Here is a 15,650-nt window from a genome sequence, read left to right as displayed (position 1 = left end):
TTATGAGGAGATTTTTCTTGACAACAACAGTGATTTTTAATTAGCTATAAAACTCCTTTCTTGATATAAAGACTTCTTCCCTAAAAAGAGAGGGTGAATTTTGAAGATCAAGGTAGGGAGTATACCGGAAGAGGGACTCAATCTTGAGTTTTCAAGAGATGGGGAATGGTTCCGCAAAGTATTGCCAGAGGAGGAGAGACATGTTTTCCCCCTTCATAGGGCTGATGTTTGCCTTTCGGTAAAAAAAGTCGGCAAAACTGTGTCCCTTGAGGTTAAAACAGAAACGGCAGTCTATCTGGAATGCTGCAGATGTCTGGAAGGGTTTACCTTTCCAATAAAAACTGAGTTCAAATATATTCTCTCTCCTGTTGAGGAACGGTTTGAAGAAGAATTAGAATTGACCAGCGAAGACCTCTTGTCCGGTTATTACAAAAATGACGTTATTGAATTGGCCCCGGTTGTCTTTGAGCAAATATTGCTTCAGATACCGATTAAACCGCTTTGCAGTGATTCTTGCAAGGGGATTTGTCCACATTGTGGAGTCAATCTTAATGAGGAAACTTGTAAATGTCAGATGAATGCGGTTGATTTAAGATTTGCCGGTTTAAAGAAATTTAGGGTTTTAAAAGAGAAATAACAATTTTACAATTAATGATAAAATTGACAAGTTCGCAAAAAGTCTTTTCAGAGCGAATTCAAGCATTTTGGGAAAAAGATGGTGGTAGTGACCGGCGTTAAGAAAATCTAACTGTTTGAAGTGCGCAAGCACGAGTTTTAGATTTTTAGCAGGGCAATAACAGCATCCCCAAAATGGTTCTGAGCGAAGAAAACTGACTTTTGCGAGTGCATCAAACTAATTTTAAAAGAGGATATTTAATGCCAAATCCAGTCAAAAGACATTCAAAAACAAGAAGAAATAAGAGAAGGTCTCATGATTTTCTCACAAAACCAGCAACTTCTCTGTGTCCCCAGTGCAATGAGCCTAAGTTGCCACATCGTGCCTGTTCTCACTGTGGTACATATAAGGGACGGGAAGTTATCCCCATCGAAAAGATTTCTTGAGAGACAGTAATAAAACTTGAGAGGAAATCATGCATAAAGTAGGTCTTGTCTTCTCCGGGCAGGGAGCACAATATGTCGGGATGGGTCGCGATTTACACAGTCATTTCCAGACGGTAAAGGATGTTTTTGCCGAAGCCCACGAAATCCTCGGTTTTGATATTGCCTCACTGTGCTTTGATGGTCCCCAGGAAGAACTCGATCTGACGACAAATACGCAAATCACTATTCTGGCGGTAAATATTGCAGCATACAAAGTATTCAAAGAAGAGGTTGGGGTTAAACCAATCGCGATGGCAGGTCTCAGTCTCGGGGAATATGGTGCCCTCTATGCTGCAGAAGCTATTGATCTTGCCGATGTCCTGGAGCTTGTTTATGCGAGGGGAAAATATCATAAGGAGGCGATATCGCCAGGTGCCGGTTGCATGGCCGCGATCATCGGTCTGAGTAAGGGACAGGTGGAAAAGATATGCCTTGATATCAGTGGAGATGATTGCGTGGTTTCTGCGGCGATTTTCAACACTCCTGAACAGGTTGTGATCTCCGGTCACTCGACTGCCGTTGAGAAAGCAATGACCAGGGCAAAGATGGAGGGGGCAAAGAGAGTAATCAAGCTGTCTGTCAGTGTTCCCTGTCATTGCAGTCTGTTGGATAAGGCGGCTGATATGTTTGAAACAAATCTGCGCCAGGTCGAATTGAGAGATTGTGAAATTCCCGTTATTCCTAATTCCAACCCTGAGATGTTCCATTCAAAGGATACTACCAGAGAGCTTTTGATAAAACAGATCAGCTCTCCTGTCAGATGGCAGGAGACGATAGAAAAAATGGCAGAAATGGGGATTGACACCATAGTTGAGATTGGTCCGAAGCGAATACTCTCCGGTCTCGTAAGGAGAATAGATAGAAGTATCAAATTGTTAAATGTTGAAGATACCGCCTCCCTTGAAAAAACCGCACATTTTTTCAACGGGCGATAGTTTTTAAATGAAATTTGAGGGTAGTATAATTTTTTCAAAGCTTTCATTATGTCCGCCACGTTCGGTTTGTGGCCTGGTATTTAAAAAATGAGGAGCGACGTATCTGAAAACTAATGAAGGACAGCAATATTCTCAGGATTATTATAGGTTCTGACCATGCCGGTTTTCCCCTCAAAGAGGATGTAAGGGAATTTCTTGGCGAAATGGGTCTGGAGGTGCTGGATATGGGTGCATACAGTGATGAATCGGTGGACTATCCTGACTTCGGTGCGAAGGTTGCTGAAAAGGTCTCTTCGGGAGAATTCGTACGAGGGATATTGGTATGTGGTTCAGGTGTCGGGATGACGATAGTGGCAAATAAATTTTCAGGTGTCCGGGCAGTACTGTGTCTTGATAGTGATACGGCATGCATGAGTAGAAGACATAACGACACAAATGTCCTTGTCTTAGCCGGGAGGAGAACGGATATTGAGACAGCGAAAGCCATTGTCAAAACATGGCTGGAAACTGAATTTGAGGGGGAACGACATAGCAGGCGGCTCAACAAAATCACGGATATAGAAAACCAATATAAGCATTCAGCGTTCAGCAATCAGCAAGATTGAGAAAAGCAGAGGTAGACGGCCATTTGCCATTATCAACCTGATCTTTTTGTTTTTGCTGAAAGCTGACGGCTGATAGCTGATCGCTTATCGCTTATAACTTATCATGGGAGGAAAAATATTAAAAATGTCTATTTTAGAGAAGACTGACCCGGAGGTTTTCAGGGCAATATTAAATGAAACGAAACGGCAGGTAGGGAAGCTGGAATTAATTGCGTCAGAGAACTTTGCCAGTGAGGCTGTGCTTGAGGCCCAGGGTTGCGTCATGACTAACAAATATGCGGAGGGTTACCCGGGAAAGAGATATTACGGGGGTTGCGAATTCGTCGATATCGTAGAGTCCCTTGCGATAGAGCGGGCAAAACAACTTTTTGGTGCTGATCATGTTAATGTTCAACCGCATTCTGGAACACAGGCAAATATGGCCGTCTATTTTTCGGTGCTCCAACCGGGAGACACCATTTTAGGAATGAATCTCTCTCATGGTGGGCATCTCTCACATGGGAGTCCGGTCAACTTTTCCGGAAGACTTTACAATGTTGTTTCCTACGGTGTGGACAAAGAGACGGAGACAATAGATTTCAGTGAAGTTGAGGATCAGGCAAAGAAGCACAAGCCGAAGATAATCGTGGTAGGGGCGAGTGCCTATCCAAGGACGATAGACTTTAAATCCTTCAGGGAAATAGCGGACAAGGTGGGAGCAGTCATTATGGCGGATATCGCCCACATTGCAGGTCTTGTGGCTACGGGCTTTCATCCGACGCCGATTCCCCTCTGTGAGTTTGTGACGACAACCACCCACAAGACACTACGGGGTCCACGGGGAGGACTTATTATGTGCACGGAGGGTTATGCCAAAGTGATGAACAGCCGTGTATTTCCCGGAAGTCAAGGAGGTCCCCTTATGCACATCATTGCTGCCAAAGCGGTGGCATTAAAAGAGGCGTTGACTGATGAGTTCAAAGAGTATCAGGGACAGATTGTAAAGAATGCGAAGGCCATGGCGGACGAGTTGATTTCTGAGGGATTTCGCCTCGTTTCCGGAGGAACAGACAATCATCTCTTTCTCATTGATCTTACAGATAAAGGGATTACCGGAAAGGATGCTGATGAAGTCCTTGACAGGGCCGGCATAACAGTTAATAAAAACACCATCCCCTTTGATACAAAAGGACCGCAGATTACCAGCGGAATCAGGATCGGGACACCTGCCGTGACGACAAGAGGAATGAAAGAAGGGGAGATGAAAATCATAGCCCGCTTAATTTCCGACACTCTCAAGAACATTGATGACGAGAAACGGTTGGTGGAAGTGAGGGAAGAAGTCAGATCTCTCTGTGACAAGTTTCCTCTTTACAGTGATAGGATTTAGAGTTCAAAGTTCAAAGTTTAGAGTTCAAAGTTCAGAGTTCAGAGTTCAAAGTTTCGACTCACTACAGGGAGCATAGAGAGAGATCAGGAGAACAAATTCAATGAACATAAAACCCGAAACTCGGAACTCAAAACTCGGAACCCTGAACTCGGAACCCGGAACCGGATTTGAACGGCCGGGTTGGAATGAATATTTTATGGACATAGTGGAACTTGTGTCAAGGCGTTCTACATGTTTGAGGCGCCACGTAGGGGCCGTTTTAGTAAAAGATAAAAGGATACTTGCTTCAGGGTACAATGGTGTGCCGACAGGGATTCGCCATTGCGTGGATACAGGTTGTTTACGGGAACAGTTGGACGTTCCTTCCGGCGAACGACATGAACTTTGCCGGGGATTACATGCGGAACAGAATGCAATTATTCAGGCCGCCCTTCATGGAGTGAGCACTAAAAACGCTGTAATTTACTGCACAAATCACCCCTGTATAATATGTTCAAAGATGATAATAAATGCAGGCATAATCGGTATTGTTTACCGGGAAGGTTATCGTGATAAGCTGGCGGGGGAGATGTTGAAGGAGGCTGGCATCAAGGTATCAGAAATATGAAGTGTCCTTTTTGCGCAAATGCAGAAAACAGGGTTATTGATTCTCGAATAAGCAAGGATGGTAACGCTATCCGGAGGAGAAGGGAGTGTCTTGCCTGTGAAAAAAGATTTACCACCTATGAGTTTGTAGAAGAAAGTCTCCCGATGGTGGTAAAAAAGGACGGCAGAAGGGAAACTTTCGACAGAGTAAAGATACTTTCCGGCATAAAAAAGGCTTGCGAAAAACGTCCCATCAGTATCAATGTTATAGAAAATATGGTTGAGAGGATCGAGCAGCTCTGTCAGGAGTTCCCTGCTAAGGAAATTTCTTCATCTATTATAGGAGAGAAAGTTATGGCCGAGCTTCACAAAATTGATGGAGTGGCCTATGTGAGATTTGCGTCTGTGTACAGGCAGTTTCGAGATGTCAGCGAGTTTTTGGACGAACTAAAAGATGTTTTGAGCACGAAGGATAGAAAGGATAAATAAACTGCTGTCGGCTAAAGTTGACAGCTTCAGGCACAAAGGCACATAGCTCCAAAGGCACAAAGAGATATTGTCCTTCTTCTTTTTTTGTGCCTCTGTGCCTTTGCTACTTTGTGCCTTTTCCTTAACATGTAAAATCGAACTAAAGTCTTCGCCTGAAGGCGAGGATTTTACTCGAAATATCCGAATAGGATGATATAATGTTTACTGGTATAATAGAAGAAATGGGAATTGTCAGGAGGATGACTAAGAAGGGAGAAGATGGTCTTCTGGAGATAGATACCTCCATGAGCCTTGATGATGTTAAAATTGGAGATAGCATTTCGGTGAGCGGAGTGTGTCTCACGGTCACTAACAAAACTGGTGATAGTTTTGCCGTTGATGTTTCAGCAGAAACATTGTCAAAAACAACACTCTGGAAGTTTAAGAAAGGTGACCGAGCAAACCTGGAAAAGTCTTTAAGTGTGAATGGGCTTTTAGGTGGGCATATCGTTCTGGGACATGTTGACTGTGTTGGAAAGATCTGCGAAAAGGTCGTAAAATCAAACTCCGTGATATTTGGTGTTGAGATAGATTCAGCGTTTAGCAAGTATCTGGTGGAAAAAGGGTCGGTAACCGTTGATGGTATCAGCCTTACGGTAAACAGGTGTGAAAAGAACAGATTTTATGTTAATGTGGTTCCCTATACCGCCCGTGTTACAACACTGGGGTTAAAAATGATTGCCGATCCGGTGAATATAGAGACAGACATATTAGGAAAATATGTAGAAAAACTATTGCACCGCAACAAAGGAATTGATATGGCATTTTTAGCTGAACATGGATTTATACAGGAGGAAAAAGGGTAACATGAGAGTTAGTACAATTGAAGAAGCCATTGAAGATATTAAAAATGGTAAGATGATTATCCTGGTGGATGATGAAGATAGAGAGAATGAGGGTGATTTATGCATAGCCGCTGAGTATGTTACGCCAGAAGCAATCAATTTCATGGCAAAATATGGCAGGGGGTTGATATGTCTTTCACTTGATAGTGAAATTGCCGACGGCTTGAATCTCCCCTTGATGGTACGTGACAACATGTCCCGTTTTCAGACAGCTTTTACAGTATCTATTGAAGCCAGGCAAGGTGTTACTACTGGCATTTCTGCAGCCGATAGAGCGACCACGATACTGACGGCCGTTGCTCATGATGCTAAGCCGGACGATATCGTAAGTCCTGGACATGTATTTCCTCTCCGTGCCAGGAAAGGGGGCGTCCTTGTGAGGACCGGCCAGACAGAAGGCTCTGTTGATCTGGCGCGGCTGTCCGGACTGAAACCTGCTGGTGTCATCTGTGAGGTTATGAATGAAGATGGTACCATGGCAAGGATGACTGATCTGGAGGTCTTTGCGAAAGAACATGGTTTAAAAATAGTAACCATTGCTGATTTAATCAACTTCAGGTTACGGCACGAATCTCTTGTTAGAAGAGCGGCAACCACCGTCCTTCCAACCAGTTATGGAGGAGAGTTCAAATTAATAGTTTACGAAAATGATGTGGATGACTTGAAGAATATCGCTCTGGTTAAGGGTGATATTGAACCGGAGGACGAGGTGCTGGTGAGAGTTCATTCGGAGTGTCTGACTGGTGATGTCTTTGGTTCGGAGAGGTGTGACTGTGGTGACCAGCTTCATGCTGCCATGAAGATGGTTGAAAAGGAAGGCAAAGGAATCATCGTATACATGCATCAGGAAGGCAGGGGCATTGGTCTGGTAAACAAGATAAAGGCCTATCATTTGCAGGAACAGGGTAGAGATACAGTTGAGGCAAATCTCGAGCTCGGATTTAAAGTGGATCTTAGGGATTACGGGATAGGCGCCCAGATACTTGTTGACCTGGGTGTGAAAAGAATGAGATTGATAACAAATAACCCCAAAAAGGTTGTTGGACTTCAGGGTTACGGTGTAACAATCACACAGAGAGTTCCTATAGAAATCAAGGCCAGCGAGAATAACGTCCGTTATCTTAAGACAAAAAAGGAAAGAATGGGACACCTGTTAGACATATAAAAAAGAAGTCAGGAGACAGAATTCAGGATTCATATGAGAATCGGAATTTTTTATTCTGACTCCTTGCCCCTGGCTTCTATCTTAATAGCGAAATGGAGAAATGGTGATGTCAAAAATTATCGAAGGAAAAATTATTGCAAAGGGTATGAAGTTTGGCCTGGTCGCCAGCCGTTTTAATGATTTCATTTGTGAGAGGCTCATAGGTGGTGCCGAAGATGCCCTTAAAAGGGCTGGAGCGGATGAAAAAGATATATATATTGTGAAAGTTCCCGGAGCTTTTGAGATACCGCTGACAGCCAAGAAGCTTGCAAAGAGCGGTAAATTTGATGCCGTTATATGTCTTGGTGCTGTGATAAGGGGAGCCACTCCTCATTTTGAGTACATTAGTGCCGAGGTTTCGAAGGGAATTGCCGTTGTGGCATTAGAGACCGAAATTCCAATAGCCTTTGGTGTCATTACTGCGGATACAATTGAACAAGCGATAGAAAGAGCAGGTTCAAAATTTGGTAACAAGGGCTGGGATGCCGCAATCTCTGCTATAGAAATGGTCGATCTTTTCAGGAAGTTATAGGAACTCACGTATATCGTAGGAAGATTAATGGGTCGCAGGAGAAAGGCAAGAGAGATTGCCTTGCAGGTTCTTTATCAGATTGATGTTTTACAGATTGATGCCAAAGAGGCCACCCAGCTTTTCTGGAGCAATTTTGAAGTGTCGGAAGAGGCAAGTGAATTCTCTTCCAGGTTAATAGAGGGCACATGGAATCACAGAGAAGGAATAGACAAGCTCATTGACAGTTGTTCCGAAAACTGGTCTCTCGGAAGAATGGCAAGGGTGGATAGGAATATACTCCGAATGGCCACATATGAGCTTTTATACTGCCATGATATTCCTTACAAGGTAACCCTTAATGAGGCAATAGATCTTGGGAAAATTTATGGTTCAGAGAATTCAGGTTCTTTTATAAACGGTATTCTGGATGCCTTGTATGTAAGGTTGCAAAGGGAAAATGCAGATTAGGATATCGACAAAACCGCTGGATATTATCAAGCATGAAGGTCTGGTTCTCGGATTCTTTTCTAACGAAAGACCGCCGAGAGGGTACTGTGGCCTTATTGATTGGCGTCTCAACGGCATGATTTCAACAAAGATTGCGAATGGTAAAATTACCGGCATCTTCATGGAAAAAGTTCTTATTGCCCCTCATCAACGAATCCCCTCTTCAAAGGTGTTGCTTTTTGGTTTAGGAGAAGCGACTGAACTAACCTATGATACATTATATATGGCAGGATATGATATTTCTCATACAATCACAAAAATAAATTGCGTTGACTTTGCCTTTGACATCCCGGCCATCGGCAGGTGTAATCTGGAAGTACCGCTGATGACAGAGGCCATGATTACGGGATGCTTTGATTTTCTTTTTAAAAATATCGAAAAGTGGGGTTCAGTTTCACCCTGTATACTGGGTGATGAGGCCTGTATTGACGAGATTGTTCTTGGCTTGCACAAGTTTAAGGTGAGCGTCAAGGAGAAGGTCAAAATCAATATTTTGGAAGGACAATAACGGAGGGGCTCAGTTTCCCCTTTCTCTCATTTATAGGCAAGTCCCTTTTGATATAGAACATATGATGCCACTGGTTGATACCTTATTGGAGGCTGTACAAAGGTGAGAATAATAATAATAGGTGCAGGCGAGGTCGGTTATAACATAGCAGATATCCTTTCTAAAGAGGGCAACGACGTTGTCATTATAGATAAAGATGAAAAACAACTGAGGATGGTCTCTGAAAATCTGGATGTACAGGTGATACAGGGTAGCGGGAGCAGTCCGCATGTTTTGAAAGAGGCTGATCTGGATCGCTCTGATATGGTTGTTGCCGTAACCGATAGTGACGAGACAAATATGATAGCCTGCCTGCTTGCGGCCACACAGTCAAAGGTGCCTCTCAAGATTGCCAGGATAAGAAATCCGGAACTAAACGAAAAATCCGAACTCTTCGGCAAGAACCATCTCGATATAGATCTCTGCATAAATCCGGAGCGTGAAGCGGTAAAAAATGCTGTGAATCTCATGGAGTTTCCCGGTGCTTCAGAGGTTATTGACTTTGCTGGGGGTCGTATTCGGCTTGTAGGGTTTAATATTGATGATAATTGTGCTGTGATAGGAAAAAAACTGAGTGAAATCGGGGAACTGAGCGGTGGAAAAAAAGTTTTAATTGTATCTATAACCCGTGGAGATAAGCTGATTGTACCGACTGGTGATTCGGTTATTGAGAAAAACGATTATCTCTTTGCTGTAGCGGAGTCGACTGAAGTCAAGGATGTACTTAATTTCTTCGGGAAGGATATTGATCCTCCCAAAAGGGTTATAATAATGGGTGGAGGAATCACGGGCCTCATGCTGTCTGAACTGCTTGAGAAGAGAGGTATTTCCACCAAGATCATCGAAAAGAGACAGGACAGGTGCGAAATCCTGGCATCCAAATTAAATAAAACCGTCTGCCTCCATGGTGATGGGACAAGCCAGGAGCTACTCAAGGAAGAGAACATTCAGGATACCGATTACTTTATTGCGGTCACAAATGATGAAGAGGCCAATATTTTGGGTGCCCTTCTGGCAAAGCAGCTTGGAGCCAAAAAAGTGGTATCCCTGATAAGCAGGGTGGACTACGTTCATCTTATCTCTACGGTTGGTATAGATGGTGTCATAAATCCGAGACATGCCGCAATCAGCAAGATATTACACTACATAAGGAAGGGAAAGATTATTTCGGCCGCACCTCTGTACGATGACAGGGCGGAAATCTTTGAAGTTGTTGCGCTGGAGACGTCGGAAATAACGAATAAACCATTGAAAGAGATCGAATTCCCAGAGGGTACGATAGTAGGCGCCATCATGCGAGGAGATGAAGTTATCATTCCAGGTGGCGACTCTGTTGTCCTTCCGGGAGACCATGTTGTGATTTTTGCCCTCCGCAGCGCAATTCCGCAGGTGGAAAAAATCCTGACAGTCAAGCTGGATTATTTTGAATGAAGGCACAGAACATCTTCCACATCTTAGGGGCATTCCTTTTCTATTTTGGTCTTGCCATGCTCCTTCCCATAGGCTGGTCTGTTTATTTTGGAGAAGGGGATCTCAATGCCCTTGTCTTATCCCTGCTGGTGACATCTGCAACAGGCGCCTTTTTTTATTTTCTCTTCAAGCCGCGTGAGGAGAAAATATCTTTAACCCACAGAGAAGGTTTTGTAATTGTCACTGGCGGATGGATACTTGCCGCTGCGTTTGGGTCTCTTCCCTATCTTATATATGGGGTCTTCCCTACGTTTGCCGATGCATTCTTTGAATCAATGTCCGGGTTTACGACCACCGGGGCAACGGTTATCACAAATATAGCAGACATCCCCCACGGCATCCTTTTGTGGCGTTCTTTCACCCAGTGGCTGGGGGGAATGGGAATTATCATACTATCGATTGCCATTCTTCCACTCCTCGGGGTGGGTGGAATGCAACTGTATAAAGCGGAGCTGCCGAGTCCGGTAAAGGATAAGCTCAAACCTCGCATAGCAGAGACGGCCAGGACTCTCTGGATCGTTTATTTTATTATCTCAACAGTTGAATTTATTCTGCTCCTTTTCGGAGGGATGAGTGTTTTTGATTCCATGTGTCATACTTTCACCACAATGGCTACAGGTGGCTTCTCTACAAGCGACGCCAGTATAGCCCATTTCCGCAGCGCATACATAGACGCTGTCATCACCGTATTTATGCTGATGGCCGGAATCAACTTCTCCCTTCATTACAGCCTGCTGACAGGAAATTTTAAGACCTTCTTTAAAAACAGCGAATTACGTTTCTTTCTTGCCGTTGCACTTATTGCAACGATTATAGTAACGCTCAACCTGCGTATGAATCTCTTTGGCGAGATGGCGAAATCTTTCCGCTATGCCTCCTTCCAGGTGGTTTCCATATTAACCACAACAGGTTATACAACAGACAACTTTGCCGGCTGGCCTGCACTTTCCAAGATTATATTGCTCCTCTTAATGTTTGTAGGGGGATCGGCGGGTTCCACCGGTGGAAGTATAAAGTGTCTCAGAATACTCCTGATAATAAAACACAGCTACAAAGAACTGTACAGGCTTATACATCCCCATGCAGTGGCCACGGTTAAGCTTGGGAAAAGCAAGGTATCCTCAGAGGTGATGGGGAGCATCTGGGGCTTTTTTGTCCTGTACCTTTCGTTGACTGTCATTGCTACCTTAATCATGTCTTTCCTTGGGCTGGATATGATGACGGCCTTTTCGTCGGTTGCGGCAACCATCGGCAATGTAGGGCCGGGATTCGGGATGGTAGGCCCTGTTTCGACTTACAGTGAAATTCCTTGTATTGGAAAGTGGGTCCTGTCGTTCTGTATGCTGGTTGGAAGACTTGAGATCTATACTGTTATTGTCCTTTTGGTACCGGAATTCTGGAAGAAGTAGGGTAATCACAACCCCAAAATAGTACAATCTCGCTTTAATTGTTGGGAAATTTATGGTAGAAGATCAAGTGGAGTTTTGCCGAGTTTTCAAATGTTGAGACCTTTATTTTCAACTTGATGCACTCGCAAAAAGTGAAGCTCCCCGCCCACAGGGCGGGGCGGCTTCCCGGTAAGGAATATGCTTGTTTTATATTGCGCCCCTTACCCCCGCCTACAAGGCGGGGCTTGCGGGATGCGCTCCCGGTCAGTTTTCTTCGCTCAAAACCATTTTGGGGATGCTGTTATTGTCCGGCTAAAAATCTAAAACTTGTGCTAACGCACTCAAACAGTTAGATTTTCTTAACGCCGGTCACTACCACCATCTTTTTCCCAAAATGCTTGAATTACTTACGTTATTCTTCGAATTCGCTCTGAAAAGACTTTTTACAAACTTGTCAAGGTTGATGTGTTGTGAAATCCATTTCCAATGGATTTAGAGACGTTTGCATGACATGCAAACGTCTCATATTATGACCCTGAATACTGGAGATACTTATGAAGAGGAAGTACAGACCGCATGAGATTGAGGAAAAGTGGCAAAGACACTGGGAGGAAGAGAAAACCTTTAAGGTTACGGAGGATCCCGATAAGGAAAAGTACTACCTTCTGGAGATGTTTCCATATCCCTCCGGCAGGATTCACATGGGACACGTGAGAAACTATACTATAGGTGATGTGGTGGCCCGGTATAAAATGATGAGGGGGTACAATGTGCTGCATCCGATGGGTTGGGATTCTTTTGGTATGCCGGCAGAAAATGCTGCTATTGAACGCGGGATTCATCCTTCAGAGTGGACTAACGAGAACATCACAAACATGAAAAAGCAGCTCAAGAGGATAGGTTTCAGCTACGACTGGGACAGGGAACTGTCAACCTGCGATCCTGAGTACTACAGATGGGAGCAACTATTCTTCCTCTGGATGCTTGAGAAAGACCTGGTCTATAAAAAAGAATCAGCAATTAACTGGTGTATTGGCTGCAAGACTGTTTTGGCAAATGAGCAGGTAGAAGCGGGGCTCTGCTGGAGATGCAGTACCGAGGTTGAGGAAAAATATCTTGAACAGTGGTTTTTCCGTATAACGTCTTACGTAGAAGAACTTCTGGATTACTGTGACAAACTTCCCGGTTGGCCAGAGAGGGTTCTTACCATGCAGAAAAACTGGATAGGTAAGAGCCAGGGGGTCGAGATAACCTTTCCAATGGAGGCCGGCGGTGATTCCATAAAAGTTTTTACCACCAGGCAGGACACTCTTTTCGGAGCTACTTTCATGCTGATTGCTCCCGAACATCCTCTCGTGATGGAACTGGTTAAAGGAAAACCGGGGGAGAAAGAGGTCAGCGAATTTGTTGAAAAGGTAAAAAAGCAGGATGTAATGACAAGGACATCCGAGTATTACGAGAAGGAAGGAATATTTCTGGATGCTTACTGCCTTAATCCTGTAACCAACAATAAAATGCCTGTTTATGCCGCAAACTTTGTCCTTGCTGACTATGGTACCGGTTGTGTCATGGCGGTTCCGACTCATGACCAGAGAGACTTTGAATTTGCTCAGAAATACAGCCTTCCGATGATCGTGGTGATTCAAAATCCGGACAATCCGCTTGATGTGGAAAAAATGACAGAGGCTTATGTGGATGAGGGTATTCTTGTTAATTCAGATCAGTTCGATGGTATGGAGAACATGAAAGCCCTCGATGCAATAGTGCATTATTTGGAATCCATTGACAGGGGAAGAAGTACCGTACAATATCGTTTGAGGGACTGGGGGATATCGAGGCAGAGATACTGGGGAGCTCCAATTCCTGTTATTTACTGCGAAAAATGCGGTACGGTACCTGTGCCTGAATCTGACCTTCCGGTTGTTCTTCCACATGACGTGGAGCTGAGGAGCGAAGGGGGGTCCCCGCTGGCAAAACACAAACCCTTTGTAGAGACGGCCTGTCCCACTTGTGGAGGACCGGCTAAAAGAGAAACTGACACGATGGATACCTTTGTGGAATCTTCCTGGTATTTTAACAGATTCTGCTGTGCGGACTATTCAGAGAGTCCGGGCATTGACAGGAAAAAAGTGGATTACTGGATGCCCGTGGATCAGTATATCGGTGGAATTGAACATGCCATACTGCATTTGCTTTATTCAAGGTTCTATACAAAGATGCTAAGGGATTTTGGGGTGCTGGGAGTTGATGAACCATTTACGAATCTCCTTACTCAGGGCATGGTATGTAAGGAAACCATGAGATGCAAAGAACACGGGTACCTGTACCCTGACGAGGCAAAGGACGGTGAATGTGCACACTGCAAGGGTGAGGTTACGACAGGTAAGACGGAGAAGATGTCCAAGTCCCTGAAGAACGTAGTTGATCCCGATTATCTTATTGAGGAATATGGTGTTGACACCGCCAGGCTGTTCTGCCTCTTTGCCGCCCCCCCCGAGAAGGATCTGGAGTGGAATGACCAGGGGGTGGAGGGATCGTTCCGCTTTCTCGGCAGGGTATGGCGTGTTGTGATGAATTACCTTGATGATATCAAGGATGTTAAACCCTTTGATGGGAAGGAAGAGCTTGAGGGGGATCTTAAAAACCTTAGAAGAAAGACTCACCAGACAATAAAGAGGGTAACCAATGATATAGAGGAAAGATTTCACTTCAATACTGCCATAAGTGCTGTTATGGAGCTTGTCAATACGCTATATCTGGTAAAATATCCTGATAGGTCGGATGCTAAAGCTTTATCCGTTATAAGAGAAACCGTTGAAAATATAGTTGTCCTGCTTGCCCCGATTGTTCCCCATATTACGGAGGAGCTCTGGAAGATGCTTGGGAAAAGTGAAAAACTTTCCGATGTTCCCTGGCCGGACTATGATGAGGCGGTTGCTGCAGAAGAGGAAATTACAATAGTCGTGCAAATAAATGGGAAGCTGAGGAGCAGGATTATGGTAAGCGCGGATGAACCTGACGAAAGAATAAAAGAAATAGCGCTCTCTGATGATAGGATAAGCAAACTTATCGCTGGCAAAGAGGTGGTGAAAAAGATATACGTTCCTAAAAAGCTCGTTAATATTGTTGTAAAGGGTTAGGCACTTCAAACTTTAGGCACTTTTTTGGTTCCGGCTTAGCCGGGTTAGGAGTTTATGTATGATTTGGCGAATACTGAAAACAAATTTTCTTACAGTTATCGTGGCATTTTTTTTTCTTGCCGCTGGTTGCGGATACCACTTCTCTCCGGCGGGAGATCACATAGATAAAAGACTTGAAACGGTTTTTGTTGATAATTTTTCCAACAATACCAGTGAAGCAAATGTTGAAAACTATTTCAGGAACTCATTTATTGATCAGTTTAGAAAAGGAAGCAGATTCAAGCTGGTTAACAGTAAAAACCTTGCCGATACTGTATTAAAGGGGAGTATAAACAGCCTTGTTACTCCTCACCTTGCTTACAGCGCATCCAAATTGGCCAAGGAAAACCGCGTAACTGTGACCATGGAAGTTGTGTTTGAGGAGAGAGAAACCAAGAAAATTATCTGGGCGAATAAAAATCTTTCAGAGAATGAAGATTACTTAGTTGATGAAAGTAACCCGAATACAACTGAAACTAATAGAACAACTGCCCTCAAGAAACTTGCTGAAGACACAGCCGAAAAGACATACCGATATATTATGTCAGGATTCTAAAGTATGAAGGGTGTTTACTCTCTTGGTCAGTCTTGAAATTTTTCGCGACGCAGTATTTTTATGAAGGACACCCTTGGCTGAGGCCTTGTCTATAACAGGTATAACACTGGCAAGGGCGCTCTTTGCCCCTTCGATATCTTTATCTTTAACAGACTTGAGAACCGCCTTGACCCTCGTCTTTACGTGGGTCTTTATCGATGTGTTTCTCATCCTCTGTTTTTCATTCTGTTTGTTTCTCTTTTCTGCGGATTTATGTGTTGCCAATAAAAAACTCCCCCTTATTTTTAGCCTAAATTGTTTTTAAAGAATAGACTATTTAT

General features: G+C 43.9%; 17 protein-coding genes. 16 read left to right on the top strand and 1 reads right to left on the bottom strand.

Annotated elements, in window-relative coordinates; translation table 11 throughout:
- The first annotated feature begins 100 nt into the window (after nt 1-100).
- The 16 genes from Q7J27_01615 (at nt 101) to Q7J27_01540 (ending at nt 15,330) form a co-directional block, all read left to right on the top strand.
- Nucleotides 101-637 (top strand): DUF177 domain-containing protein, encoded by a 537-nt coding sequence (locus Q7J27_01615; GenBank protein MDO9527837.1) that lies wholly within the window; start codon nt 101-103, stop codon nt 635-637.
- Nucleotides 638-876: 239 nt separating this feature from the next.
- The gene (gene rpmF, locus Q7J27_01610) at nt 877-1,062 is read left to right on the top strand and encodes a 50S ribosomal protein L32 (protein ID MDO9527836.1); all 186 of its coding nucleotides are present in this window, start codon (nt 877-879) and stop codon (nt 1,060-1,062) included.
- A 29-nt stretch (nt 1,063-1,091) separates the two neighbouring features.
- Nucleotides 1,092-2,036 (top strand): ACP S-malonyltransferase, encoded by a 945-nt coding sequence (gene fabD, locus Q7J27_01605; protein MDO9527835.1) that lies wholly within the window; start codon nt 1,092-1,094, stop codon nt 2,034-2,036.
- 113 nt (nt 2,037-2,149) lie between these two features.
- Complete coding sequence (rpiB, locus tag Q7J27_01600; protein MDO9527834.1) at nt 2,150-2,641, top strand: ribose 5-phosphate isomerase B; 492 nt, start codon at nt 2,150-2,152, stop codon at nt 2,639-2,641.
- A gap of 124 nt (nt 2,642-2,765) precedes the next feature.
- The gene (glyA, locus tag Q7J27_01595; GenBank protein MDO9527833.1) at nt 2,766-4,010 is read left to right on the top strand and encodes a serine hydroxymethyltransferase; all 1,245 of its coding nucleotides are present in this window, start codon (nt 2,766-2,768) and stop codon (nt 4,008-4,010) included.
- A gap of 100 nt (nt 4,011-4,110) precedes the next feature.
- Entirely contained in the window at nt 4,111-4,617 is a 507-nt protein-coding gene (locus Q7J27_01590; GenBank protein ID MDO9527832.1) for a cytidine/deoxycytidylate deaminase family protein, read from the top strand.
- The gene (gene nrdR, locus Q7J27_01585; GenBank protein ID MDO9527831.1) at nt 4,614-5,084 is read left to right on the top strand and encodes a transcriptional regulator NrdR; all 471 of its coding nucleotides are present in this window, start codon (nt 4,614-4,616) and stop codon (nt 5,082-5,084) included. Before Q7J27_01590 ends, nrdR begins: the two co-directional genes overlap by 4 nt.
- Before the next feature lie 197 nt (nt 5,085-5,281).
- On the top strand, nt 5,282-5,929 hold the full coding sequence (locus Q7J27_01580; GenBank protein MDO9527830.1) for a riboflavin synthase: 648 nt from the start codon (nt 5,282-5,284) through the stop codon (nt 5,927-5,929).
- 1 nt (nt 5,930) lies between these two features.
- Nucleotides 5,931-7,133 carry a bifunctional 3,4-dihydroxy-2-butanone-4-phosphate synthase/GTP cyclohydrolase II gene (locus tag Q7J27_01575; protein MDO9527829.1) on the top strand — a complete coding sequence of 401 codons (1,203 nt, stop codon included), beginning with the start codon at nt 5,931-5,933 and terminating at the stop codon, nt 7,131-7,133.
- A 106-nt stretch (nt 7,134-7,239) separates the two neighbouring features.
- Entirely contained in the window at nt 7,240-7,704 is a 465-nt protein-coding gene (gene ribE, locus Q7J27_01570; GenBank protein MDO9527828.1) for a 6,7-dimethyl-8-ribityllumazine synthase, read from the top strand.
- A gap of 27 nt (nt 7,705-7,731) precedes the next feature.
- Nucleotides 7,732-8,151, top strand: coding sequence for a transcription antitermination factor NusB (nusB, locus tag Q7J27_01565; GenBank protein ID MDO9527827.1), 420 nt, complete (start codon nt 7,732-7,734; stop codon nt 8,149-8,151).
- The gene (locus Q7J27_01560) at nt 8,141-8,698 is read left to right on the top strand and encodes a M17 family peptidase N-terminal domain-containing protein (protein MDO9527826.1); all 558 of its coding nucleotides are present in this window, start codon (nt 8,141-8,143) and stop codon (nt 8,696-8,698) included. The genes nusB and Q7J27_01560 overlap by 11 nt, the downstream gene beginning before the upstream one ends.
- 102 nt (nt 8,699-8,800) lie before the next feature.
- A complete protein-coding gene (gene trkA, locus Q7J27_01555; GenBank protein MDO9527825.1) occupies nt 8,801-10,168 on the top strand; it encodes a Trk system potassium transporter TrkA in 1,368 nt (455 codons plus the stop codon).
- A complete protein-coding gene (locus tag Q7J27_01550) occupies nt 10,165-11,616 on the top strand; it encodes a TrkH family potassium uptake protein (GenBank protein MDO9527824.1) in 1,452 nt (483 codons plus the stop codon). Before trkA ends, Q7J27_01550 begins: the two co-directional genes overlap by 4 nt.
- Before the next feature lie 533 nt (nt 11,617-12,149).
- On the top strand, nt 12,150-14,735 hold the full coding sequence (leuS, locus tag Q7J27_01545) for a leucine--tRNA ligase (GenBank protein MDO9527823.1): 2,586 nt from the start codon (nt 12,150-12,152) through the stop codon (nt 14,733-14,735).
- Nucleotides 14,736-14,793: 58 nt separating this feature from the next.
- Complete coding sequence (locus tag Q7J27_01540) at nt 14,794-15,330, top strand: LptE family protein (protein ID MDO9527822.1); 537 nt, start codon at nt 14,794-14,796, stop codon at nt 15,328-15,330.
- Here the strand turns inward: Q7J27_01540 and rpsT are convergent.
- Nucleotides 15,319-15,594, bottom strand: coding sequence for a 30S ribosomal protein S20 (rpsT, locus tag Q7J27_01535; protein ID MDO9527821.1), 276 nt, complete (start codon nt 15,592-15,594; stop codon nt 15,319-15,321). The two genes, Q7J27_01540 and rpsT, sit on opposite strands and share 12 nt — an antisense overlap.
- Nucleotides 15,595-15,650: the final 56 nt, after the last annotated feature.

It is taken from the genome of Syntrophales bacterium (assembly GCA_030655775.1).
In the GTDB taxonomy this organism is placed as follows: domain Bacteria; phylum Desulfobacterota; class Syntrophia; order Syntrophales; family JADFWA01; genus JAUSPI01.
The sequence above is the reverse complement of the archived record's forward strand: the minus strand, read 5'-3'. Positions and strand labels throughout refer to the sequence as shown.

What these genes read in the sequence shown, in the direction of transcription:
- rpmF (MDO9527836.1), top strand. Translation starts at nt 877, where the DNA reads ATGCCAAATCCAGTCAAAAGACATTCAAAAACAAGAAGAAATAAGAGA.
- fabD (MDO9527835.1), top strand. Translation starts at nt 1,092, where the DNA reads ATGCATAAAGTAGGTCTTGTCTTCTCCGGGCAGGGAGCACAATATGTC.
- rpiB (MDO9527834.1), top strand. Translation starts at nt 2,150, where the DNA reads ATGAAGGACAGCAATATTCTCAGGATTATTATAGGTTCTGACCATGCC.
- glyA (MDO9527833.1), top strand. Translation starts at nt 2,766, where the DNA reads ATGTCTATTTTAGAGAAGACTGACCCGGAGGTTTTCAGGGCAATATTA.
- Q7J27_01590 (MDO9527832.1), top strand. Translation starts at nt 4,111, where the DNA reads ATGAACATAAAACCCGAAACTCGGAACTCAAAACTCGGAACCCTGAAC.
- nrdR (MDO9527831.1), top strand. Translation starts at nt 4,614, where the DNA reads ATGAAGTGTCCTTTTTGCGCAAATGCAGAAAACAGGGTTATTGATTCT.
- Q7J27_01580 (MDO9527830.1), top strand. Translation starts at nt 5,282, where the DNA reads ATGTTTACTGGTATAATAGAAGAAATGGGAATTGTCAGGAGGATGACT.
- Q7J27_01575 (MDO9527829.1), top strand. Translation starts at nt 5,931, where the DNA reads ATGAGAGTTAGTACAATTGAAGAAGCCATTGAAGATATTAAAAATGGT.
- ribE (MDO9527828.1), top strand. Translation starts at nt 7,240, where the DNA reads ATGTCAAAAATTATCGAAGGAAAAATTATTGCAAAGGGTATGAAGTTT.
- nusB (MDO9527827.1), top strand. Translation starts at nt 7,732, where the DNA reads ATGGGTCGCAGGAGAAAGGCAAGAGAGATTGCCTTGCAGGTTCTTTAT.
- Q7J27_01560 (MDO9527826.1), top strand. Translation starts at nt 8,141, where the DNA reads ATGCAGATTAGGATATCGACAAAACCGCTGGATATTATCAAGCATGAA.
- Q7J27_01550 (MDO9527824.1), top strand. Translation starts at nt 10,165, where the DNA reads ATGAAGGCACAGAACATCTTCCACATCTTAGGGGCATTCCTTTTCTAT.
- leuS (MDO9527823.1), top strand. Translation starts at nt 12,150, where the DNA reads ATGAAGAGGAAGTACAGACCGCATGAGATTGAGGAAAAGTGGCAAAGA.
- Q7J27_01540 (MDO9527822.1), top strand. Translation starts at nt 14,794, where the DNA reads ATGATTTGGCGAATACTGAAAACAAATTTTCTTACAGTTATCGTGGCA.